This is a genomic window from Parabacteroides goldsteinii DSM 19448 = WAL 12034 (genome assembly GCF_000969835.1).
Lineage (GTDB): Bacteria > Bacteroidota > Bacteroidia > Bacteroidales > Tannerellaceae > Parabacteroides > Parabacteroides goldsteinii.
Genome location: NZ_KQ033913.1, coordinates 398,225 through 424,228, shown reverse-complemented (window position 1 = coordinate 424,228; position 26,004 = coordinate 398,225). Strand labels below are relative to the sequence as shown.

General features: G+C 44.9%; 11 protein-coding genes. 2 read left to right on the top strand and 9 right to left on the bottom strand.

What is annotated here, in order from left to right; all coding sequences use genetic code 11:
* Positions 1-24: 24 nt before the first annotated feature.
* Positions 25-2,487, bottom strand: a complete 2,463-nt coding sequence (gene pheT / locus HMPREF1535_RS14715) for a phenylalanine--tRNA ligase subunit beta (protein WP_046146714.1) — start codon at positions 2,485-2,487, stop codon at positions 25-27.
* A 280-nt stretch (positions 2,488-2,767) separates the two neighbouring features.
* Here pheT and HMPREF1535_RS14710 point away from each other — a divergent pair, with 280 nt between their 5' ends.
* A complete protein-coding gene (locus HMPREF1535_RS14710) occupies positions 2,768-5,050 on the top strand; it encodes a sensor histidine kinase (RefSeq protein ID WP_046146713.1) in 2,283 nt (760 codons plus the stop codon).
* Here the strand turns inward: HMPREF1535_RS14710 and nrfA are convergent.
* Positions 5,022-6,509, bottom strand: coding sequence for an ammonia-forming cytochrome c nitrite reductase (nrfA, locus tag HMPREF1535_RS14705; RefSeq protein ID WP_046146712.1), 1,488 nt, complete (start codon positions 6,507-6,509; stop codon positions 5,022-5,024). The genes HMPREF1535_RS14710 and nrfA overlap by 29 nt on opposite strands.
* Positions 6,510-6,679: 170 nt before the next feature.
* On the opposite strand from nrfA, the gene trmD reads away from it, so the two are divergent.
* On the top strand, positions 6,680-7,360 hold the full coding sequence (trmD, locus tag HMPREF1535_RS14700; protein WP_007652796.1) for a tRNA (guanosine(37)-N1)-methyltransferase TrmD: 681 nt from the start codon (positions 6,680-6,682) through the stop codon (positions 7,358-7,360).
* A 150-nt stretch (positions 7,361-7,510) separates the two neighbouring features.
* Here trmD and HMPREF1535_RS14695 read toward each other — a convergent pair whose 3' ends face one another.
* The 7 genes from HMPREF1535_RS14695 to HMPREF1535_RS14665 all read right to left on the bottom strand — a co-directional run bounded on the left by HMPREF1535_RS14695 (position 7,511) and on the right by HMPREF1535_RS14665 (position 25,975).
* Positions 7,511-9,067, bottom strand: coding sequence for a hypothetical protein (locus tag HMPREF1535_RS14695; RefSeq protein WP_046146711.1), 1,557 nt, complete (start codon positions 9,065-9,067; stop codon positions 7,511-7,513).
* A gap of 7 nt (positions 9,068-9,074) precedes the next feature.
* A complete protein-coding gene (locus HMPREF1535_RS14690; protein WP_046146710.1) occupies positions 9,075-13,064 on the bottom strand; it encodes an SUMF1/EgtB/PvdO family nonheme iron enzyme in 3,990 nt (1,329 codons plus the stop codon).
* A 175-nt stretch (positions 13,065-13,239) separates the two neighbouring features.
* Positions 13,240-14,715: a RagB/SusD family nutrient uptake outer membrane protein gene (locus HMPREF1535_RS14685; RefSeq protein ID WP_007652790.1), complete on the bottom strand. Its 1,476-nt coding sequence runs from the start codon at positions 14,713-14,715 to the stop codon at positions 13,240-13,242.
* Between the two features lie 24 nt (positions 14,716-14,739).
* Positions 14,740-17,877: a SusC/RagA family TonB-linked outer membrane protein gene (locus tag HMPREF1535_RS14680; RefSeq protein ID WP_046146709.1), complete on the bottom strand. Its 3,138-nt coding sequence runs from the start codon at positions 17,875-17,877 to the stop codon at positions 14,740-14,742.
* Between the two features lie 159 nt (positions 17,878-18,036).
* Entirely contained in the window at positions 18,037-22,152 is a 4,116-nt protein-coding gene (locus HMPREF1535_RS14675) for a hybrid sensor histidine kinase/response regulator transcription factor (RefSeq protein ID WP_046146708.1), read from the bottom strand.
* 83 nt (positions 22,153-22,235) lie between these two features.
* Positions 22,236-24,704, bottom strand: a complete 2,469-nt coding sequence (locus HMPREF1535_RS14670; RefSeq protein WP_046146707.1) for a glycoside hydrolase family 2 TIM barrel-domain containing protein — start codon at positions 24,702-24,704, stop codon at positions 22,236-22,238.
* A 26-nt stretch (positions 24,705-24,730) separates the two neighbouring features.
* Positions 24,731-25,975, bottom strand: coding sequence for a glycoside hydrolase family protein (locus tag HMPREF1535_RS14665; protein WP_046146706.1), 1,245 nt, complete (start codon positions 25,973-25,975; stop codon positions 24,731-24,733).
* Positions 25,976-26,004: the final 29 nt, after the last annotated feature.

Genomic DNA, 26,004 nt, shown 5'->3' with positions numbered 1-26,004 from the left:
ATTATATTATTATAAACTTTTGTCTTATCTCAATGATGCACCCAGTTTGCTTTCCAGATTCTTGCGAATCTTCTGCATGATCGCGTCGATCTGTTTGTCGGTCAATGTCTTTGTCTCATCCTGCAGGTAGAAACTTACGGCATACGATTTCTTTCCGGCCGGCAGGTTCTTGCCTTCGTAAACGTCGAACAGGGAAACCTCCTTCAACAGTTTGCGTTCGCTTTCTTCGGCAATCTTTTCGATCTCAGCAAACTGAACGGACTTGTCCAGCAACAAAGCCAGGTCACGTTTTACTGCCGGGAATTTAGAGATCTCGGAGAATGTCACCTTATTCTTCTTTGTCTCCTTCATCAGCAATGTCCAGGACAACTCAGCATAATATACCTCGAAATCAATATCCATAGCCTTGCAGATCTTACGGTTTACGATACCGAACGTACCCAGTTCGCGGCCCGAAGTTGTTGTAATACTTACGCCTGTTGAATAAATATCATTGCTCAGGTTTCCGAAGACAACCTTCTTCAGATTCACGCCCAGACGGATAAGGATATTTTCCACATAGGCTTTCAGTTCATACACGGTAGCCTTTTCATCTGCATGCGCCCAACTGTTTTCCACACGGTCGCCGCAAACCCATAATCCCAGGCGATAGTCTTCCGAGAATTCGGCCAGTGTAGCGTCTTCACGCTTCTTCTCTACATTATAATCGTAGCAGTTGCCAAATTCAAAGAAACGGATATTGCCGTTTTTACGTTTCACATTATGTTCGATACTTTCCAGACCGCCGAACAACAATGTCTGACGCATACCGTTCAGGTCTGCACTCAGCGGGTTCATCAGCATAACGCAATGAGAAACCGGATAAGTAGTCAGTTCATCGTAATAAGCGGAACGTGTCAGCGAATTGTTCATGATCTCATTGAAACCTGAACCGCAAAGCTGTTCAGAGATTAGGTTCTGCAGATCATAACTACGGTCGGTAGCTGTCTTGTAGCTCAGGTTTGATTTTACGCTGTCGCTGAACTCTATATTATTATATCCGTAGATACGGAGGATATCTTCAATTACATCGACATCACGCTGTACGTCGATACGGTAAACCGGCACATGGATGGTCAGACCTTCGGTTGTTTCCGAAACGATTTCCATCTCCAGGCTAGCCAAAATACTCTTAACCGTCTCTACCGGAATGTCCTTACCGATCAGACTGTTGATCTTGTTGTAAGTCAGTTCCACGGTATAAGGCTGTACCGGATTCGGATAAACATCCTGAATAGATCCGGTAATCTTACCACCGGCTACTTCCTGGATCAACAGAGCGGCACGTTTCAATACATAGATTGTATTGTTCGCATCCAGACCGCGTTCGAAGCGGAAAGAAGCATCGGTATTCAAACCGAAACGACGGGCTGTCTTACGAATCCATGTCGGATGGAAACAAGCCGATTCAAGGAATACATCCGTAGTCTGCTCCGTCACACCTGAATCCAGGCCGCCGAACACACCACCGATACACATGGCTTCTTCCGTATTGCAGATCATCAGGTCACGATCGGTCAACGTACGTTCAACACCATCCAGGGTGACGAACTTGGTACCTTCCGGCATCGTCTTCACGATCACTTTATCGCCAGTAACCTTGCCTGCATCGAATGAATGCAGAGGCTGTCCCATTTCATGCAATACATAGTTGGTTACGTCCACTACGTTATTGATAGGACGCAAACCGATTATATTCAGACGGTTTTTCAACCATTCCGGACTTTCTTTCACTGTTACGCCCTTGATAGTAACACCGGAGTAACGGGGACATGCCTCCGTATTTTCAACGATCACTTCGATAGCCGGAGTTTCATCGTCGATCTTGAAAGCGTCGACAGACGGACGTTTCAGTTCTGTCGGCTTACCGTTCTGTTTCAGGTAAGCAGCCAGGTCGCGGGCAACACCGAAATGGGAAGTTCCGTCCACACGGTTCGGAGTGATATCCACTTCCAGCACATAGTCGCTCTTTACATTATAATATTCCTTGGCAGGAGTTCCTACAACCGCATCAGCCGGAAGCACGATAATGCCGGCATGGTCTGTTCCGATACCGATCTCATCTTCCGCACAGATCATACCGTTCGACTCAACGCCACGGATTTTTGATCTTTTAATGGTAAAGACTTCGTCACCGTCATAGAGTTTCGTACCGTTCACAGCGACAACCACTTTCTGGCCTGCTGCGACATTGGGCGCACCGCAAACGATTTGCAAAGGTTCTTCCCCACCGACATTCACCGTCGTGATATGCAAGTGGTCAGAATTCGGGTGTTCCACACAAGTCAAAACTTCGCCGATAACCAGTCCTTCCAGTCCACCTTTGATCGTTTGAACTTCTTCTACTCCCCCGGTTTCCAAACCGATAGAGGTTAGTGCTGCTGATACTTCTTCGGGCTGCAAGTCGAAATCAAGATACTCTTTCAGCCAGTTGTAAGATATATTCATTGTTCTAAAATTTATTCAATCAAGTTTCTATGCGTCTGCGAGATTCCCCGCTTGCGGCAATTTGACTGGCAAAAGTACAAATAATAGAATAATTATTCAACGAGTGTACGGACTTTATTCTTACCACAAGCCAAAAAATCTTATTAATCAACGGTTATTTCATTTCCAAATCTTTGTCCAATATAAAAATTCAGCCTAATTTAGAGGCGTAATTCTTACTGAATATCAAAAAATACAAACACACTAGGGATAAAATATTTACTTAATCATTCATAATGTAATGTCTAACAGGATTCTATCAGTGCAATATATACTCATACTTGTCCTATTTTTTATTCTAAATAGCTCATGCAACCAGACAACGCCTCATAAACACATATTAATCATCCAGTCTTACGAAGCCGGTCTCCCGGCATATAAGAAAATGAAAAATATCTTTGCCGAACAATTACGGAAAAGAGACATACATGCAGAGGTCCATACCCTTTATCTGGACGGAACCAAGAAAACGGAGAAAAAACAAAAACTGACTATATATGAGGAACTGAACAGGTTATCATCCTGGAATCCGGATATCATCCTAACCTGTGACGATCCGGCCCTGAATGCCTTACTGACCTGCGGCCATCCTTCCGTTAAAACGACTCCGATCGTCTTTACCGGAGCGAACTACCCGAACGTGCCATTCATTCAAAAACAGTCCAACATAACAGGCTTCCGTGACAAACCGGATTACAGAACCAATATAGAACTGATAGAACAACTCATAGGAAAATGTATTGTTGTGCGGGTTACCGACGATATCTATGCAGACAAAATCATCCTGGCAGACATGGATGAACAGATCAAAGATATCTGCAAAACAAACAATATCTTCTCCCCGGACAAAATACGCTTATCCGGAAAACGCGGTACCTCCATCTCCAAAAATAAAAAAATAATACCGGACGCCATGTACATAAGCACGATCAACGGAAAATCGACCCGTTCGTTGATCAAAGGGTTAGGCGAGAACTATTATAACAAGGCCTATCTGGCAATCAAAAGAGATTATCTGACTCTCTCTTTGGGACGTTTCAGTTCTTTCCCCGGTTTTTCGGTCCTCAACGAAATGGTCGGTTATAATTATGGTGTAATCGGAGGATATGTCACCACACAGCAAGAACAAACAACCCTGGCCGCCAACCGTATTGCCGATATACTGAACGGGGCTCCGGTAAGCAACTTTCCACAAATTACGGAGGCAGGCAAAAAGTACATATTCGATTATAAAATACTCGACCAATGGGGAATCAGTCTCAACAAACTCCCGATAGACAGCGAGATCGTAAATATCCCCTTTTATATCCGTTACCAGTTCTATATTATATGTATAGCAGTTTTGCTGGGAATTATACTGATAATTATTATCATTTACCAGCGAATGTTGTATAAGAGAGAGGCTGCCCATAAAAAAGAGGTGCAGGAAAATCTGAAACATGAGAAGGAATTTCTCTCTTTCGCTTTGGAGAGCGGTAACATTTTCACATTCCGGTATAAAAACGGAACCTTCTATTTCGACAAAGAGTTTTATCATTATCTGAATATGCCAGAAGAGCCCATCAGTGCGGAACGTTTCAGCAAGGCTATCCACCAGGACGAACAGGCTGATTTCCAATTAAACAGGTATAAGCTGGATCATGGTTTCCCCTCCCGTCAGATAACCAGAAGAAGATATGATTTTAACGGACAAGGTCATCAGTGGTGGGAATTCCGGTATGCCCAGAACACCAACATAAAGACTGCCGGCAATGATTATTCCGTCGAAGTAAACGGCCTCTGCCTTAATATCCAGCAAATCAAGGAAACAGAGATTAATCTGACCAAGGCCCTGAAAAAGGCGGAAGAATCCGATAAGATGAAATCGGCCTTCCTGGCCAATATGAGCCATGAGATACGTACACCGCTCAACGCCATCGTCGGCTTCTCCCAACTGCTGAGTTCGGATATGGAACTGGAGCAGGATGAAAAAAATGAGTTTATCGGCCTGATAAACATGAATAACGACTTGCTTCTCAAACTGATCAGCGACATTCTGGACCTGTCGCGCATCGAGTCCGGACAAATATCCTTTACCTATGCAGACTGCGATCTGAATCAATTGGTGGAAGATATCTTCAATACACATCGCGTACTGATGCCTCAGGGAGTAGAATTGCTCAAAGAAGTTCCGGAGATTCCGGCCATTATCAACACAGACCGTTTCAGACTGACCCAGGTAGTTACTAATTTCATTAACAATGCGACAAAATTTACTACTCACGGATATATCAAAGTCAAATACGAATACGACACCGAACATATCCTGCTGTCGGTCGAAGATACGGGAAAAGGTATTCCCAAAGATAAGATAAAGCAGGTATTCGAACGTTTCCAGAAACTGGATGAGTTTGCCAAAGGAACCGGTCTCGGACTGGCAATCAGCCTGAGCATTATAAAAACGTTTAAAGGAACCATCCTGTTGGATTCGGAAGAAGGGAAAGGCAGCAAGTTTACTATCTCGCTACCCTATACTCCTCAATAAAACGCTTATTGGCTTTTGCCTCTTTAGTCCATTCCGGTATAACGGTTTTCAGAAATTCATCTTTGGCAGCCAGTTCTGATTTCATATCCAGACCTATATATTTCTGCGCCTTCTTCTTGGTTGAGATATCGGGCATGGGTACTTCTTGATTATAACCGTGTTTGTTCAGTACATCTTTTATGACCAGGCGTGCCTGCATCGTTTTATACAGGCCGTCGCCTAAAATACGTTGTACTTCCTGGGGAGCATGGAAGGCAGCGCCATGGGAAGCGATAGCAAAATCCCAACGCCACTGGGCCTGACGCAGCAGTTTGAGCACAGGCTCCATCTGGTTATCCGCCGCTCCCCTGTCCCAGGCAAACTGCGCTTCGATATGTGCTTTCGCCAATTCCTTTTCCAATTTATTACGTAATTCCATGGCTTTGTTCTGCCGGGTATATACGTCCTGACGAAGCACTTCCGCACTTTCATGATGACAGGTCTGGCATGTTTTTTCGATCATCGCCAACGGGCTTTGGATATGATGATTATTATATGACCGGAGCTCTTCCTCGACATACGGCATATGGCACTCACCGCAGGAAACGCCCCGGCGGGCATGGATCCCCATCTGAGCCAGTTCAAAATCCGGATGCTGGGCTTTCAACATGGGAGTTCTACTCAGTTTATTGACATAATCGGAAAAACCTATTTTATCGTAGTAGTTCTCAATAGCTTCGACAGTATACCCGGAATCCCAGGGAAGAACAACCTCTTTATTCTCCCCTTTTAAATAATACTCCGCATGGCACTGAGCACAAACAAGCGAACGCATCCTCCGGTCAGAAGCATCTTCAATGGGATCGCCTTCCCGTTTCAGAGCGTCGATCAGGAACTGACGCGGAACACGCAAATCCATACTCTCCGGATCATGACAATCGCCGCAACCGACAGGATTGACCACTTCCGATCCCCAGTCGTACCATTTCTTTTTATAGAACCCATCCGAACCCACTTCGTCTATCAGCCGTGGAACATCCAGGCTTTTACAGGCCCAACAGGAAGCGGGCTGAGGACCCTCATTCGCTTTTCGCGGAGCTCCGGTACGCAAACTATGATAAAGATCTTCAATAGCATACATATGTCCTCTCGGAGACAAATAACTTTTTGAAAAACCATAACCCGCCCACAAGATTACCATTTCGGGCCGCATAGCCAGAATGTCTTCGGCCTGATTGCCGTTATACAAACTTTTGAAAGTCGTATCCGCCGTATTTTTCCAGCTCTTATATTCATAGGAATTCGAAAGATTCAGTTCATTGGCTTGAAGGGGGTCTTCGGTTCCCCCGTTTTCCACCTCGTCGATAAATATGATTTCTCCCCTATTTACATAAGAATATCTTGTAGTCACGATTAAAATGGCTATAACAATTGCGAGCAGCAACACTTTTAAATACCCTACACCTAGTGTTTTTTTCATCAGATATAATTTGCTTATATAAAATCCATATGTAAATAACTTTAATAAGCTTTGATTTTTGAGCTGTTTGATTTAGGTTACAAATGTAGTAAAAAGATATTATGGACCAAGAGAATTTTGATAACTATAAAATAAAGCTGTATTTTTGCAGCATAAATAAATGAACCTCTATGCGTATCGACATACTGACCGTACTTCCGGAAATGATCGATGGAATGATTAATTGCTCCATCGTCAAAAGAGCACAGGACAAGGGACTGGCTGAAATCCATCTACATAACCTGCGTGACTACACGACTAACAAATGGCGCCGTGTAGACGATTACCCTTTCGGTGGTGAGGCCGGGATGGTGATGCAGATCGAACCGATCGACCGGGCTATCTCCGCTTTGAAAAGCGAACGGGAGTATGACGAGGTTATTTACACCTCTCCCGACGGGGAAACATTCAACCAACCGATAGCAAACAGCATGTCCCTGCTCAATAACATGATCATTCTGTGCGGTCATTATAAGGGGATCGACTACCGTATCCGTGAACATCTGATCACCCGGGAAATATCCGTAGGCGACTATGTCCTGACAGGTGGTGAACTGGCTGCCGCTATTATTACCGATGCGGTTGTCCGCCTGATACCCGGAGCCATCGGTGACGAACAGAGCGCCCTCTCCGATTCTTTCCAGGATAACCTGCTGGCTCCGCCGGTTTATACACGCCCGGCAGATTATAACGGTTGGAAAGTTCCGGATGTGCTTCTCTCCGGCCACCAGCGCAAGATCGACGAATGGCGGTTGCAGCAGGCACAGGAACGGACGGCACGGCTACGACCGGATTTGCTGAAAGGGGAATAAATCGAAACAACTTTTTTGACAAAATAACACCCTACCAGGTATTTTATAAGCATATTGATATGTTAAAAAATATTACCTGGTAGGGTATTTTCATTTACCCGGTATATTAATCCGATTTAGCCGGTAGAGTAGTTACATTTTGATAGTTGCCTATTTTAGCAAAATACTCAAATCATTATTCTTTTGTCGCGCCATCAATTGCGCTATATATAAGGAACGGGGAAATAGATTGATCTCATTCTGTCCTTCCCAGATGCCATTCGGGCGATCGGTAAAATGGCCGGGATACTTCTCTCCTTTCAATCCTATACAATAATTATGCCCCGAAGTCCACGGGTTCTGTACGGCAGCACGGTTCACCCGGCAATTCCACAATACCTGCGTCACGCCTGCCCAACCATGTCCGCTTCCCATCTGGCCGCGGTCCTGTACGTTTATTTCGCCATCGGTGACGATATTATCATACAACGTGCCGACAGACCAACGGTGGTGCGGACCTATATCGGCAAACGTCTGCGAAGCCGTGCAATTATAAAAGACATTCGGACCGCATACCTGTGCACCGGTTACATAATCATGACGGCCTTCCGTCGCCTGGCAGTTCATAAAGAGATTCTGCTGCCCCCAGTTATTGAAGGAATAACGATAGCCTCCGGTAATAAGTGATTTTGCTTCCAGGCAACGACAATCCACAACAGAAACATTTTTGGCAAAACGTTCGCAACTGACAGCCGAGTAGCCGAAATAACGGGCCGTGATGTTCCGCACCCAACAGTTTTCCGCCTTATCCAGTCCGACGGCAATCCAACCGTGTTCCAGGTCTTCATAATCTTCAAACTCGGATTCAAAGCAGATATCCGATATACCGACCTCACTGATACGTCCGTCGAATGTATATTTATAGACTTCGCCACCTCCAAACTTCTTATCCATCTGCATCACGACAGGGTTGTCGATAAAAAGACGGTTCCCTTCGATCTTCGTGATCTGACGTTCGAAAGCCAGGTTATATTCCTGCGGCGTCCATTGGCGTGTACCTTTCCGTTCCACGATCTGGTCCATTTTAATGGCATGGATCCATTCCCGGGTACCGGGACGATAAACGATCACCCGGTCGCCCACCTTAAAACCTTTTGTCGACGAAACCCGGAATGAATGGGTACCGACCGGCACGAAATCGTCTGTTATCTTCACCCGTGTATTCGGTATTTCCTTCATCGAACCGGCACCTTCCACCCGGATCAAAGTACGACGCTCTTTACCGGTAGCGATCAGACGGGTTTCATTGATATTATCGCCTTCTCCCATCAACACTATACCACCGGTGTTTATCACGACAGAACCTGCAATCCTGTAAACGCCCCGTTTTAAAAGGATCGTCCCCCGATGGCCGTTTTCATCCGGCTGCCTGCGGGATATTTCATCAATAGCCTCTTGTATCAAGGCTCCGCTATCCCCTTCTTTTACCGGAGAAACGACTTTAACGACCGGATATCGAGGAATACTTTTATCGCCATGATGATAGCCTACCCGGCTGAAATCAGGTATGGTATTGCCGTCTTTATCGGGAATATAAGTCAGAATACCTTCCCCACTGATCCTGACCAGCGAAGACTGCCAGGCCGGCGGCAGCTTCGTCTGTGCATGGCTACAAACGAAAGCTGCTCCAGCCACTAGTCCGATTATGATTTGTTTAAATGCGCTCATTCGATACTTAATCTTCAATGATTACACGGAAGCCTACATTATGCACTTTCTGCCAAGGCAGATAAGATTTACGGTAATAGGCTGTCGAAGTTTTCGGATGATCGGTCCAGGAACCGCCGCGTATCACTTTTTCGGTTCCGTTACCTTGTGCCTTCTCGTTATAAGGATAAGGCAGATAGTCGGAACGTGTCCATTCGGCGATATTACCCTGCATATCATACAATCCCCAGGGGTTAGCCTGATAACCACCACCTTTCACCATCAGCATATTGCCGTCGTCGACATTATTGTCTTTCGGCTGGTATGTGTAGTATTTGTACCAGGGATCACCCGGGCTCATCGGTTGCGGGTTCACACCTCTTACCGCCAGCTTGTTCAGTTGTTTGTCACCCATATTTTCATAGGCGGCAAAATCGGTATTCAGCGCCCCGTACCAGAAATCGGATTCACTACCGGCACGACAGGCCCACTCCCACTGCATTTCGGTCGGCAAAGTCACTTTCAAACCGGTTTTCTCACTCAGCTTCTCACAGAAGGCCATCGCCTCTTCCCAACTGACACGGATGGCGGGTTGTTCCGGATTGTTGGCCGGATACCCCTGGTGCACATGATCCTTCCAAAGTTGGTTCACGAAACGGCTGTTATGATCGGGGAAAATCGTACGGAATTGTTCGTTACTCACCTCTATCTCCGCCATCCAGAATGCCTTTTTCACCTCCTGTTTGCTGGCCGGAGAGTAATCGGAATGTCCCTTGTTACTTCCCATCACAAACTTTCCGGCCGGGATGCGTACAAAGTTCATCACGATGCCCGGAGCCAGCTCGATGCTCTTCTTTGTCTCCTGTTCCTTTGCCAGCATGCTCTTAGCGATTGTTGCATCAAACGGCCAGCCTTTCACATTCACTTCTTTATCTTTATATTCCCTGCGTTCCGGTTTTACGGGAGACGGCTTCGGTTGTTTGCCCAGATAATCGGCATAGGCACGGATCTCCGACTGCCAGTCTACACCGGAACCGGCATATTTCTCCGTCAACTCCGTACGACGGCTGATCTGTTCCACTCCCTTAAAGATATTTGCTTTAAATTTACTATGATAAGGAGCATTAAAGTCAATCCAGTTATAAAGCGTTTTCCATTCCTTATCGGTCAGTTCAACACCATGATGTCCGGTTTTCAACATTTTGATCAGCTGGCTGGTCGAGGCATGATATTCGTACGGATTCAAGACTTCGATCTCCGCTTCCGGTCCCTGACGGTGGATATACGGATGAAGATTCAGATAACTTTTGCCAAATCCGGTAAAATCATCGATACGGCCACCGGTAAAATCGGCCAGTTTATTGGAACCGTCATGGCAGGCGATGCAGGCACGGTCCAGCACCGGCTGTACTTCTAGTTCGAACGTGAACGGACGCTGTCCGCCTTCCGGCAATGCGATCGCATGCGGTTTGATAGTCGAAGCGACCACACGTTTCGGGATAGGTATCTGATTCTGGTCTTCGTGGCAACCGATACAGGAGACGGTTTCTCCCGGCATTCCGGTCAGCCAGCTACGCATCCACTGCACGGCACGTCCGCACGAATCCAACGGTTGAAGTGAGATCGGCGTATTGGCGGGGATAGTGAACAATGCAGAACCATCCTCTTCGACCGGCACCGTACCCAACAGGCGTTTGATATCCCATCCGCTCTGAACACCCTGTACCCAATGGTCGGACGGAGTTTTATTATAAGCATATTCGTAAGACAACACACGGAATGCTTTCACCGTACCGCGGGGTACGCCCTTCAAACCTTCACCTTCGTAAATATCCTGGATAAAGACAGTCGCCTCCTTCGTGCCCGGTTTCGTACGGTCGGGAATAATGGGGGGAACCGGAGTTTTCTTTATCGGTATCGGGTGGATCAATCCTTCACCTTCATACTCGGCAATCAGCGTCAGGTTATCATACACGTCTACCAGATAAATGCCCCATAAAGCATTCGGATTCAATTTGGCGGCAACCAGATAATATTTATCGTTCAACGGATAAGGCTTGATAAACTGAGGCCAGACACCATCCACCAGCCGGTCTTTCACGATCGGTTCGATCTTGCGGTCGCGGAATGGCAGTTCCTGCACCATTCCCAGTTCCGACTTGCGGCCTTTGGAGGGATCGAACAGGATCAGACGGCCGGAACGGGCAACGCCATGGTGTCCGGAGATGATTCCGACAAAACCGGATGCCTGGCCGGGTATCGGTTTCGCGTCGAATGTGCTGTTCGGAAAATAAGAGCCGCTGCCGTAAAGTGCTTTCTGCTCGGTTCCGTCGGGATTCATATGCATCACGAAGCGGGAGAAATAATGTGTCAGGTCGGTGTACTCCCAACGGGTGTACATCACCTTGCCATTGTGCATGATAACCGGCGACCAGTTGGCATCCTGGTCGAACGTCAGACGACGCAGGGAACGGTCTTCCGGATTATAAAGCACCATATTACCGACCTCATCATTCCCGTTTACGCAAGGAACACCGTTGTAACCGATATTGGATACGGCAATGATCTTTCCCGAAGGCAACCAGGTCGCATCAAAGAACTCGAGGTCTTTTTCGGGTGATTCAATCAGTTTTTTCAAACCTTTCCCGTCCAGTCCCACTTCGAAAACCTGCCAGCGCTTATCGGTGTCGATCATGGAAAACATCACACGGTCGGCATCCCAATGCAGTTTCAGGTCGGGAACGGACGAACCGTTATCCGGCTTGAAGATGGTACGTGACTGAATGTCGCCGCGAAGATTCGATAGTTCGACGATCTCCGCATCGAATCCGCCACGCGGGGCGGAAGTCTGGTTCGACCAGTTATTATTCTGTGTTCCCAGCGAACGGGGATTGACCTGGCGGGCAGAGGTACCGATATGGTAACGGCCCACGATCAGTTTATCCATATCCAGTTCCGGATTGGCCAGCAGTATTTCCCGTTTTAACTGTAAAGCCTGCCGGGCATCTTTTATTGCATTTTCATCGTTTGAATAGATACCGGCAAAACCTTTACCTACCAGTTCTTTTAAGGCTGACAGTCTGGATTGGTTAGCGGCCTGGTCAAACGACTTACTGCGTTTCATATCATTGAAAGCCTCTTCGATGGCCCGCATATTAAGCCAGCTCAGCGATTCCTGCAATTCGTATACCTTCATGGCATCCTGCGCAATATTCAGGTATGTCACCACTTGTTTATCCAGCTCCTTTTCCTGACCGGCAGCGGCGATACGGGCTGTAAAATATTTTTTATCCGCCAACAGGTCTACGACCGATTCGGCGATATGTTTTTCTATGGTAGCATCATAGGTTGTAACCAGGGCTTTCATGTCGCTTCCGGCAAACGGAAGGAATTGTGCCGATTCAGCCGGATAGCCGGCAATAATATCTTCGGATAACTCTTTGCCCGTTATCCCCTGCAAGCGAAAAATGACGGTCCCTGCGGAGGAACGGTTTTCCAGTCCGATTTCCGCTTCAAAACGGACATATTTTTTATCCAGCGGAACGACGATCTGTGAGTTGGCATTCGCCATAATCGTCCGTTCGTATGTTTTTCCTTTCATAATGACCGGAACACCTTTGGCATTGGCGTTAAAGACCAGGCGGCCTGTACCGGTATCCTTAAAAGTATCTTTCAGATCGTTCAGCCAGACGGAAGAGCCGTCGGTCGCGATCAATCGGGCATTTGCCCATACAGCCTGGTCGTCGGCAGTTCCGTCGACCGTACCCCAGGTATAAAGTACCATTTCATCCAGTCCGGTCACATCGGCGGTAAACTTCTCGGCAGCTTGTTTCGCCTTGATAACCTTTGAAGAAACCGGAAGGCTGTTCTTTTTCATCTGTTCGTAAGCATTCTGTTTGGCAACGGCAATTTTCTCAGACCAGGAAGCAGGCGTGTTGCCCTGCTTTTTCTGCTTTTGAGGAAAAGCGGAAAGCGAAAAGGCCAGGCAGGCTGATAAAACAATTAAACTCTTTTTCATGATATCTGTCTCTTATATTTTACGATGATCTGCACTACCGGTTTATGAAATCCGGTCCCTTTTGTTAGTGGGGGTATCCCACTAACGTTAGCAGAGATGTGCCACTAAAATCGGAAAGAAAGCCCCGCCTTTAACAGCGGAGCTTCTCACCCATACTTAAATTATTATCGAACGATTAATAGTTCGGATTCTGGATCAATACGCCGTTAGAGAAGTCGATCTGATCCTGTGGCAACGGGAAGTATTCATGCGCCTTAGACCAAGCTGTTACGTGTCCCGCCAACAGTGGATCGAGTTCAAGGCCATTCAGTTTATCCATGATTTTCCAACGTTTCATATCATAGTAACGGATCAACTCAAACGGAGTTTCTACGCGGCGTTCATGGCGGATCTTTTCACGCAACTGATCCTGTGTCAGATTGGCGGCCAGATCTTCCAGTCCGGCACGGTTGCGTATCTGGTTCACCATTTCCGTTGCACCGGCTATACCCAGTTCATTGGCAGCTTCAGCTTTCAAGAGTAATAATTCACCCCAACGAAGGAAGACCCAGTCCTGTTCACTACGTGTACTAGCCTGCCACATATCACCATCTTTCATCAACGGAGTCAACCATTTTACCATAGCCTTCTTCAAATCGCTTCTGTTTAAAGATACAATTTCGCCTCCCGGCCACTGATATTTATCATCGAAAGCAACGATCTGTCCCAACCGGTTATCACCTTCCTCATAATCATTGGTCAGGTTTGCAACCGGACGTACTCCGGAGTAATTGCCGTATATATGATCGAAATTATTATAATTGTTCGGAGCCAGAAACTTGATAGAGAAAACAATCTCCGGACTGGCTTCCTGTGCATCATAAGTAAAATTGTCGGCATAACGATCGGCTAATGAGTATCCTTTGATTTCATTCAACAAATTGTATGCTTCCTGCACTTCGTTACGATTAGCGACCTTACCGTCTTCGCCAAAGGCATGGAACATCAGAAGACGTGCCTTTAACCCCTGGGCAGCCCCTTTGGTTGCATGTCCGCCGGCACCCTTGAATGTCTTGTCGTCCATTTTATCGATAGCAGCCTGCAAATCAGTGATCAGATTATTGTAAACTGTTTCCAAAGATTCTTTCGGCATATTCTGAATTGTAAGATCCAGCGGTTCTGTCGGATACGGAACCTCACCATAACACAGATAAAGCAGATAATAGCAGTAAGAACGTAAGAAAAGCGCCTCCCCTTCATACTGGTTACGGACACTATTCATATCTCCGCCCTGATAATTCTTCAACTGATATAAGAAGATATTCAGACGGGTGATAGCTTCGTAGGCTTCCTTATAAAGTTCCGGAACGAAACCCGTCATAGACGGATCTATATTATCCGCCTGGATCAGGTCTGTTTTATACACATAGCTGGAACCGGAACTACCGTACCCATTATCTGTCAGACAGTCATAAACAACCATCCCATACGATAACGTTTTAGCCTGCATACCCTGATAACAACCGGTCAATGCGGAATCAAAATCTGATTTTGATTGCCAGAAAATACTTTCTGACGGAGAAGTTGTCGGTGGCGTATCTAAAATATCAGAACAGGATGATACAGTCATCATGCCGGCAACCAATAGTGAAATATATGATAGTTTATTCATTTTCATAACTATTTTACAATTAAATTAGAATTCAAGATTTACACCGAATGAAATGATACGGTTCTGTGGATAATAAACCAAACGTGTACCCTTTGTGGAATTATAATTACGCTCCGGGTCACCACCCTGCGGGAATTTAGTTATTGTCAACAAATTATCACCAGAGAAGTAAAAACGCAGACGTTCGATCTTCGCTTTGCTTGTCAGTGCTTTCGGCAATGTGTAACCGAATGTCAGATTTTTCAAACGGAAATAAGAAGCATTGTACAACCAGTAGGTACTTTCACGCTGGTTCTTTGCACCACCTAAATCTGCGAAATACAAACGCGGATATTTGGCATCTCTATGATCTTCCGTCCACATATTGTCAATATAGTCTTGTGAGATCGGTGTTCCCTGATAAAACGGACGCAATCCCCAGCCACTGGCATAATGTTTTGCTCCCTGTACACCTTGTCCCATCAAAGAGAGGTCGAAACCTTTCCAGCTAGCACCCAGGTTCACGGAATACTCAAAATCAGGGAAGCGGCCATCAAGTACTTTACGGTCGTTTTCATCGACAATACCGTCAGGTACTCCATTCGGACCACTGATATCGGCATATTTAATATCACCCGGCAATGTCTTATCATTAAATTGTTTGGGAGAATTGGTCACATCTGCTTCATCCCTGAAAATGCCGATTGCTTCATAACCATAGAACGATCCGTAAGGCAGACCTTCTTTATAAATCAATCCCTTAGAAGAATCCACATAATCGGCGCCGTATTTCGTCAATTCATTTCTAGTGCGATCAAAGAATACACCAGCATTATAACTCAATCCTTTGAATATGCCTTCCCGGATATACCCATTATAAGCCAGTGATATTTCAATACCTTTATTTACCATTTCACCAGCATTGACAAACGGAGCTTTCAACCCCAGTAATGAATTGCTCTGTGCCTCACGAAGAATATCGTATGTTCTTTTCTTATACCAGTCAAAAGTAATATTGAAACCGTTGAAAGCTGTGATATCGATACCGAAGTCGCCAATAGCCGTAGATTCCCATTTCAAATCACGGTTGGTAAGAGCTGTCTGTGCAACACCGGCGCCTAAATTTGTGTTGTCGAAACTATAATCCTTACCTGTTGTAACCAATGCATAATAAGAATAAAGATCGACATTCTGGTTACCCAGGATACCCCATGAACCACGCAACTTCAAACTATTCAGCCATTCCCAGTTAAGATCCTTCATCCATTCTTCTTCAGTCATACGCCATCCCAAAGAGAAGGAAGGGAATATACCCCAGCGAGATTCGGATGAAATACGTGAAGAACCGTCGTAACGGGCATTCACTTCCAACAAATAGCGTTGTTTGAAAGCATAGTTGGCACGGAAGAAAGCAGACATAATGCCCCATTCTTCTGATTTACCTTTGTTAGTCTGTACAGAAGAAATACCTGTATTCAGTTCATGCAAGGGGAAGTCATAATTCTGACGGTAACCTTCCAGATTATCCATTTTATAATATTCCAGATTGTAACCTGCCATAAAAGAGAAGTCATGTTCTTTATTCGGAGTAGCCCAGTCATATTTCAAATAAGTATATAAGTTATAATAAGAGCTGTTTTCCATTGTACTGGTCAAACCGGTTCCGTTTGTATTCAATGTACCGTTCTGTGTGCCGTCATGGTAATAATAAACCGGTGTTGGCAATGCTCCCCAATTCTTTATATGTTGTTGTTTGTAACGCATAGCACCTTTGGTATACCAACTCAAACCCTTGATCGGACTCACTTCCAGCCAAGCCTGTGCGTTTACATCAGTATTTACATAATTCTTGAAGTTTTCCGTTTCAGTAATAGCGACCATGTTTTTATTATTACTTTCAAAGGTAAATGCCTTCATCGTGTAACGCTTAATACCTGTACCATCATCCGGCAACCAGGGCATATAAGTCGGAGCCTGCGAAATAGTTGACAAATAAGCATCCGTATCACCCTGGCGTGTTTCCTGACGATTGCTGCGGCTGCCGGTAAAATACATTCCGAAACGTATCCAATCATTTACCTGTGAAGTCAGATCCAACGTTGCATTGTAACGCTTGAATTCCTGCCCTTTCATGGTACCAGGCTGATTGATCATGCTTAAAGAAGCGTTGTAAGAAGTTTTACCGGTAGTACCGGCTACACTCAGGTTGTGCTGCTGAACAAAAGCAGGATCAAACATATAATCCAGCCAGTTGAAGCTAGGATATTTAGTCGGGTCGGACGGATTGGTATAATTCGCAATCATCTCATCCGAATAACGGTCAGTTGCCGGAGCACCGGAGTTATCCTTTGCCATATTGAAATATTTCATATAGGTAGGAGAATCCCAAATCACATCCAACAGATTTGTCGGATTGTGGACTGCAAAGTTTCCATTATAACGAACAGAAATACGGTCTTTTGTTTCCGAACCATTCTTGGTTGTAATCAAAATCACACCGTTTGCAGCACGTGAACCATAAATAGAAGCCGAAGCTGCATCCTTCAACACAGAAACACTTTCAATAATGTTCGGGTCGAGGGAGGCGAGGTCTCCCTCGACACCGTTAATCAGGATTAACGGATCGGAACCGGTACCGGAATAAGTACCCTGACCACGTACACGGATCTGAACTGATTCATTACCCGGTTGTCCCTTGTCGGAAGTGATACGCAAACCCGGCATCTGGCCTTGCAACATAGTAGATGTATTGGCTACCGGACGTTTGGCAATTTCTTCTCCCGTCACGGCAGAAACGGCACCGGTCAGGTTCACCTTTTTCTGCGTACCGTAACCTACTACGACTACTTCATCCAAATTCTGGGTATCTTCATGGAGAGTAATTTTCAGGCGGGCATCACTTGTTACTTTTATTTCCTGGTCTTTGTAACCAAGATACTTTACTAATAAAACATCGCCGGTTTTAGCCGGGACAGTGAAGTTCCCTTCTACATCTGTAATAATACCTGTGGTTGTTCCTTTCACTAGTACAGATACCCCGATCATCGGCTCTCCGAATTCATCCAGAACGATTCCGGAGATAGTCTGTGTTTGCGCGAACAAACTTAGACTTGAGTTAAACGCCACCATTAATAATAATAATCGCCAAAACGATTGAGTGGCCCTTTTGATTTCTTTTTTCATTTAATCATGGATTTAATTAGACTTAAAATTTCAACAAATTCAATAACACAAAGAAACATATTCTCTTTTTTACAAAAGAAAACATGCTTCCAATTTAGTATTAAATTATTCTATATGAATAGATTGATACAAAAGTGACAGAAAAGTGATACGATTTTATCAGCCGCCCTGTTCCTGATTGTTTTTCATCTGCACAAATTCAGTGGGAGTGCATCCATAAAAAGCCTTAAAGGAATTGGAGAAGTAAGAGTGACTGTTAAATCCAAGATGTGACGCAATTTCAGAGACATTCATTTCGGATTCTTTCAACAATTTAGCCGCCATCTCGAGGCGTTTGTTACGGATCAGTTCCATCGGTGAAAGTTCGGTGATGGATTTGAGTTTACGATAGAGATTTGCACGACTGATACCGATTTCCGTGCATAATAATTCGACATCCAGCTTTTCATTGGATATGTTTTTCTCGATCACATCAAACAGTTTCTGGGAGAAACGTTCGTCGGCCGACTTCACCTCGATCCCCATCACATCCGGGGAGAAACGTTTTCCATAGAGTTTTTTCAATTGCTCCCTCGAGGCCAGCAGGCTGCGGATACGTGTCTGCAACACGTCCATATTGAATGGTTTCACAATATAATCGTCCGCTCCCGCCTGGAATCCTTCCTTGATATGGACTACCATCGAACGGGCAGTCATCAGAATAACCGGGATATGTCCGATGCGGATGTCATTCTTGATCATCGTACACAGTTCCAGTCCGTCGCGCTTCGGCATCATGATATCGCTAAGTACCAGGTCTGGAAAATCCTGCACTACTTTTTCGTAAGCCCTCACCCCATCGGCTGCTTCAATGACAATATATTCGGCTTCCAGGCTTTTCTTCAGATAATCACGCACATCCTTATCATCCTCGACCAGCAAAATCTTATATTTAGGTTGATCTTTATTCTCCGTCACCGGCAACGAGACCGATATATCCTCCGTATTCGTTATTTCCGCAATTTTATCTATTTCCCTGCTCTCTATCTGTTCTTCGGAGAATGCCGAACGGGATACCGGAAGGATAACGACAAAGCAAGCACCTTTTGTTTCCGTATGATCCACATAAATTACCCCACGATGGAGTTGTACAATCGTATAAACAAGACTCAGGCCGATACCTGTCCCCGACAAATTAATACCGGACGTTTCAGGAATCTGATAGAAAGGAGTGAATATCTTATCCGCCTCTCCTTCTTCAATCCCTTTACCGGAATCTTTGACTTTCAGGATTACGTACTGACTATTTTCATCTTTATACAATCCGTCGGTCCGTTTCGGGTCCAGTTCTTTCAAGGTTACTTCCGACACCTCCATAAGAACAGATTCACCGGAAGCCGTATATTTGAAGGCATTCGACAAGAGGTTAAAGACAACTTTTTCCAAGAGGGATTTATCAAACCAGCCATTGATCGTTTTAGGAGTACAATTCAGGGTGAATTTGACTTCATTGGTCAAAGCAATCTGATTGAACGCATAATAGATTTCTTTGATATATTCGCAGATATCTCCTTCATTTACCTTCAGGTCCATGCTACCCGCCTGGTTCTTATGCAGGTCCATCAGCTGATTGACAAGAAGCAAAAGTTTTTGAGCGTTCTTATAAATAATGGATAGCTTGTCATGCAACTCTGCCGGAATATCCACCCGTTTGACCAGTTCTTCAAACGGAGTGATAATCAGCATTAAAGGGGTACGCAACTCATGAGAGAAGTTTGTGAACAGGCGTATCTTTGCCTGATGAAATTCTTCCTGTTTTTGTTTCTCCAGTTGTTTCATCTTCAGCCCGGCTTCCAGGTTACGTTTGATATTTACATAATAAAGAATTCCGTAAATAATAGCCGCTAAAGCAATAACATAAAACAGATAAGCATACCAGGTCCTCCACAGAGGCGGCTGCACGATAATAATCAATGAACGTCCTTCCTCATTCCAGACACCGTCATTATTAGAGGCTTTTACATGAAATACATATTTGCCGGGACTCAGGTTGGTATAAAATGCGGAATTACGTTCTCCCACATAGTTCCAATCGGTATCATATCCTTCCAGTTTATAAGCATACTGATTTTGTGTCGCATAAATATAATTCAAGGCCTGGTAAGTGATTGAAAAGTTATTTTCATTATAAGCCAGGCGGATCGTTTCCATGCCGTCCAATACTTTATCCAGGATAGCAGACTCATCGCCGACTTTCACCGGATGGTTGTTAACAGATAATTGCTCCAACACTACAGGCGGAATATTATTATTTTTATCCATCGCCTCCACATGGAATGTCACAAAACCGTTGCTTCCGGCAAAACAAAGACTTCCATCCGGCAAGGCGATGCCGCTATGCAATGTAAATTCACGAATATCTATTCCGTTATGACGATGATAATTCCTGACTTCATCTTTCGCCGGATCAAACATGATCAGGCCGTTTACCGTACTCATCCATAACCGCTGATCGCTGCTTTCCACCAACGTACAGATATTATTGTCCAGCAAACCTTCCCTGACAGTCATTATCCGCCGGATCGCTTTCGATTCATCCAGTTGAAAAATACCACCTCCGTAGGTTGATCCCCATATCTCACCGGATTGAGTCCGGACAATCGCCGATATATAGTTATTGGGAATCCTGTATTTCTCAACAGAAGCCTCATTGGAATATTTTGTCAGCTGTTTTTTATGCGTATCGAAGCGGAGCAATCCTTCGGCCGTACTTCCCAGCAAAAAGACACCGTCTTCTTCTTCCAGAATACAACGTACATTTGAAAAATAGATCGGTTCATCTACATTATTATAAAAGGTAGTAACCAGGGAATCATTCACAAAACAGGTCAGTCCAAATTCGGTCGATGCGCCACCCACCCACAAAACACCATTATGATCGCGAATGATAGAATAGATGGAATATTCAATCGGATACTGATGATACAAGGAAAACTTTTTGGTTTTGATATTAAACTTGTAGATTTCTCCTTTAGTCGTTCCGCACCAGACATAGCCGTCTTCGTAAAAAACGGATTTAATGATATTCGTATTAAATGCGAACCGGACGGAAGGATCGATCAGGTAATAATGTGACTCATTCGTCCGCTTGTTATAATTCAATAACCCGTACCCTTCTGTCGCTATCCATAAATCTTCAGGAGATTCATACGTAATCGCTCCGTAAATACCGGTCCTGATATTCAATTCTTCCTGCGGTTTATGAAGGACAAAGCGGTTTGTGAATTTATTCAGATAATTAACCCCTCCGGCAAATGTCCCGACCCACAGCGTTTTATCCCGGTCTACACAAAAACAATAAACCGAATAATGGCTCAACGACTTGTTTATATCATCGTAACTGGCCACCTTTACAATCCGTTCGGTCGCTTTATCCAAATCAAAAATGCCATCAAACGTACCGATCAGCAACTTCCCCTGCCATTCGATTATACAACGCACCGAGTTATTGCTCAATCCGCTGTTTAAATTAGTATATGAGGTCACCTCGTTATCACGCAGATTGATTTTATTCAATCCGCTATTCTTACAACCAACCCATATCTGCTTCTTATCATCTTCATAAATGGAAGTAATATTATTGTTATTCAATGGCATATTTTTAGATTCACTCGTAAACTGACTGATCAGATTCATCTGATGGTCACATAGGAGCAATCCTTTGTTTCTTGTACCGATCCAAAATCTGCCTGAGCTATCTTCCAGCAAAGTCACTATCATTGCTCTTTCAGTATCATCTTCTATAGGGATATATTCAAAATGGTCTCCCTCCCTGTTATAGCGATTCAACCCCTCCCAGGTTCCAACCCACAGACAACCCGAACGGTCGGTGTATACCGTAGAAATACTATTGGCAACCAATCCGTTAGTCTCCAGGTTATAGCGTTTAATCTCATTTGTGTTCAGATCTATCCGGTTCAGTCCATTGCTGGTTCCCACCCAGAGAAAACCTTCCTGATCTTCGGTAATGGAGGTGACGGAGTTATTCGACAGGCTCTGCTCATTTCCGTCTTCCCGATGATAGATTTTATATTCTTTTCCATTAAAACGGTTCAGTCCGTTCTTGGTGGCAAACCACAAATATCCTCTCGAATCCTGATAAATAGTCATCACAGAGAGTTGGGAAATCCCTTCATTCAGATCTGAATTAAAAGAATACAGATAGTTTGTCTTTTCTGCATACAGTGTTAGTACGGAAAGGATTAGAAATAGTATAGATAAAGATTTCCTGATCATACTTGTTGTATCTGATTTATGTAGAACAAAAATAGTAAAAGTTTTGGTTAATGATCAAGAGAAAAGTAACATTCAAATCAGATTTACTGTATTTCCATAAATACAGTCGGTATCCCCTCTGACTTAACGGCTACTATGCTCTTTCCTTTATTCAGATTTACTTTGATGCGGGCCCTGCCGTTATAGGCCTGAACCTTACGGCTGCCGGTAGATGTTCCCTGATTCTGAATCAATGTTCCATCACCTACCAGTTCAAATTCAATATACTTTTTTGAATCGAGGCAGCGAACGCCTTCCTTATCGTAAAGCTGAGCTTCCAACAACGCCATATCGCCTTCACGTGATACGATATGTACTGTAACAGAGGCTTCTTCTCCCCATTTTGCCGTCTGATATTCCTGGCTGATCTCATCCGTAATCTTTGTCTTTCCTTTTACGGCCACAGCACGGATCTCGTTCTTTCCTTCTTCATATACACAATTCCAACGCAGTCCGGCCGCGGGATAATCCTGACTGTTGCGTTTCTTCACACCCTGGCTGACACCGTTCATGAACAACTCCACCTCGTCGCAGTTTGAATAGACCAATATTTCTTTGCGGTCTCCCTGGTTACCCCAGCGCACCGGCCAGCTATGCCCGTAAATATGTACCATAGGCTCAGTCGTCCAGTATGACTGAAAGACATAATAACTTTCTTTCGGAGTGAAATCACGCTCTATTACCCCTTTCTGATTCACATACGGGACCGGATTTTCGGGACGTACAGGAGTTGAGAAATCCTTGAACGGCCAGTAAGCAGCCCCAGTCAGCCACGGCATTGTTTCCTGCTCTTTCAGATGCCAGTCGATCAGGCGGACAATATAACTTTCCGACCAGTCGCCATCCTTCGATGCACGGGCGGCACCACCGTATAAAGAAGCATCCCCGGCACGTTCGTCGGCACCATTACCAGACTCAATACCTTTCAGATTGGCAAATACATTCTCTGAATGACGGCGGGCATGGCTGTCTCCTCCCCACTCCACATGCAGGAAACGTTTTACCTTCTGCATCTCCTGTTCCGAAACGGATTTATAATCGGTAAATACCCCACGATACCATCCGGCCCAGATAGAAGGAGAATAAACATCCACTATATCACAACAAAACTCACAACGACGGATAGCCGTCATGCGTGTATCATCCAAACTATGAGCCAAGTCATGCAATTCCTTCATAAAAGTACGGATAGCCCCTTTATCGAACTCACTGAAATCGTTGGGCCAATCGTTTTCGTTGCCCAGTCCCCAGATAATAACGGCCGGGTGATTATGATGCTGATCGATCATATTAGTCAGCATACGGCGGGCCTGTTCCTTATATACCGGACCTCCCAGGCCTCCGCGGCACCAGGGGATTTCTTCCCAGACAAGGATACCCAGAGAATCACAAAGTTGGAGGATTATATCCGATTGCTGGTAATGTCCGAGACGGATAAAGTTCACACCCATATCCTTCATCAGCTGCATTTCCGTACGCATCATATCTTCAGTCATTGCCTGAGCTACTCCGGCATGATCTTCATGGCGGTGCGTTCCCTGAAGCAAAATACGCCGGCCATTCAGGAAGAACGGGCCTTTTTCCTGAAATTCGAATTGGCGGAAACCGAAGCTTTCTTCCGCTGTCAATGTCTGTCCGTCAGCATTTATAGTCAATTCGCAAGTATAAAGGTTGGGAGAATCCACGTCCCACAAGACGGGGTTCTTCACTTTTACTTCCGTCAGGAATTGATTGCCAAGAGGCAGAACATTTTCTATCGTTTGAGTAAATATCTGTTTGCGATTTGCATCATACACAGAAACAGTTACATCCGCCTTCCGTATATCCATCGGATTATAGAAAGAGGCTTTGACTTTTACAGAACCTTCTTTCCGGTTTGCCGAAAGTTCCGGTTCCAGGCGAATCTGTTCAAAAGAGGCTTTCGGTAGATAAACCAGGTTCAGGTAACGATACAGACCTCCGTAGAGATTAAAATCAGACAAATCGGACGGGATCATTTCCAGATCGCGCGAGTTATCGCAACGGATAGACAGAGGTATTTTTCCTTTGAAACGCTTCACCAGCTTATCATCCGCCATAAATGACTTCACGGCTTCCGTAATATCGACACTCCAACCGTCGTAACCACCTGTATGTTCTCCGACTAATGTGGTGTAAACATATACTTTTGTCTTCTGTCCGGCTCCTTCAAAATCCAATACGACACGGCCATCCGCATACGGATTATCAATTGTCAGCAGTGTTTTATACCAACCCGGTCCCTGATAATAATTCACATCGGGATCTACGGCATCTTCGGCATTAAAACAGTGGGGAAGAGTGACCTTTTGCCAGATAGGAACTGTCTCCGGACTTCCCGGTGAAGCAGGACGCACAACTTCCCAGATTCCGCCCAGATCACCTTTCAGGTATTCCCAGTTATCCGTTAATCGTATTTTTTGTTTAGATGGTACTTTCCCTGCCATCGAAAAGCAACAAAACAGGAAAAGACAGGAAAAAAGAATGTTTCTCATTATTTATTCGTTTTATATTAGTTAATTTACAATATTGCCGTTCCTTCTTTTTCCAGTTTCTGTTTCCGGAGGAGGGCTTCCAGATAATAATAATCAGCATATACAATCGGGACATCCACCTCCACATTGTGCATTTTAGAACCTGTGCTATGCAACAGCAGGAAGCCTCTGTCTTTGCCGGCTGCCGCACGGTAATTTGCTGACAGGTTCTCTAAGATTGTATTTGCTTTTGTAATATAATCCTGACGTTTAGCCGGGTCATACATGCTTAACTCATATAAAGCAGAAGCTGTAACAGTTGCAGCAGAAGCATCGCGAGGCTCATTGGGTATTCCCGGAGCATTGAAATCCCAATAAGGAACAAGGTCTTCGGGCAATGTCGGACTGGAAAAGATATAATTCTCTATATGCTTCGCCTGTTCCAGAAACTCAGGCAAACCCGTTTCACGGTAACACACGGTATATCCGTAAAGTCCCCAGGCCTGTCCGCGCGACCAGGCCGATTCATGTGCATATCCCTGATGCGTATGTTTATGCAGCACTGCTCCGGTAATCGTATCATAGTCAACCACATGGTAAGAACTGTAATCATCGCGGAAATGATTCTTCATTGTCGTACGGGCATGATTTACGGCTACATTATAAAACAGAGAATCACCGCTTGTCCTGAACGCCCAGAAAAGAAGTTCCAGGTTCATCATATTATCGATAATAACCGGACAATCCCATTTATCCCGGCTATGGTCCCATGAGCGGATTATCCCCGCACCCTCTTTATAACGGGTAGTCAAGGTATAAGCAGCCTGCAACAGAACATCCTTATAAGCCACATCCCCCGTCAACCGGTAACCGTTTCCGAAACTACAATAGACCTTAAAGCCCATATCGTGCGTTCCGCCGTTCATCTTTTCACGTTCGATCAAGGCCGTTTGCTGCTGCGCCTTTTCTTTCCAGAAATCATCCCTGGTATATTCATACATGTACCAAAGTTCACCTGGGAAAAATCCACTCGTCCAATCGCGGGAAATAACCATATGCAACGTACCGTCCGGTTCGACATTACGCGGACTGGCCAACGGGCCCAGGTTTTGTTTATCACGTAATTCCTGCTTTTGTCTCGGTTCCGCACAACGGGCAGCATCCATCTCGACAAAAGCCTGTTTGAATTGTGTTCCGGCAAAAGCAAAGTTATCCTGAACCAGATCGGGTTTCTCGATTCCACAGGAAGCCATAGCAGCCAGTAACAGAAAAATAGGAGTTTTGAATTTCATATTTCTTCAACTAAATAAGATAAATCAAT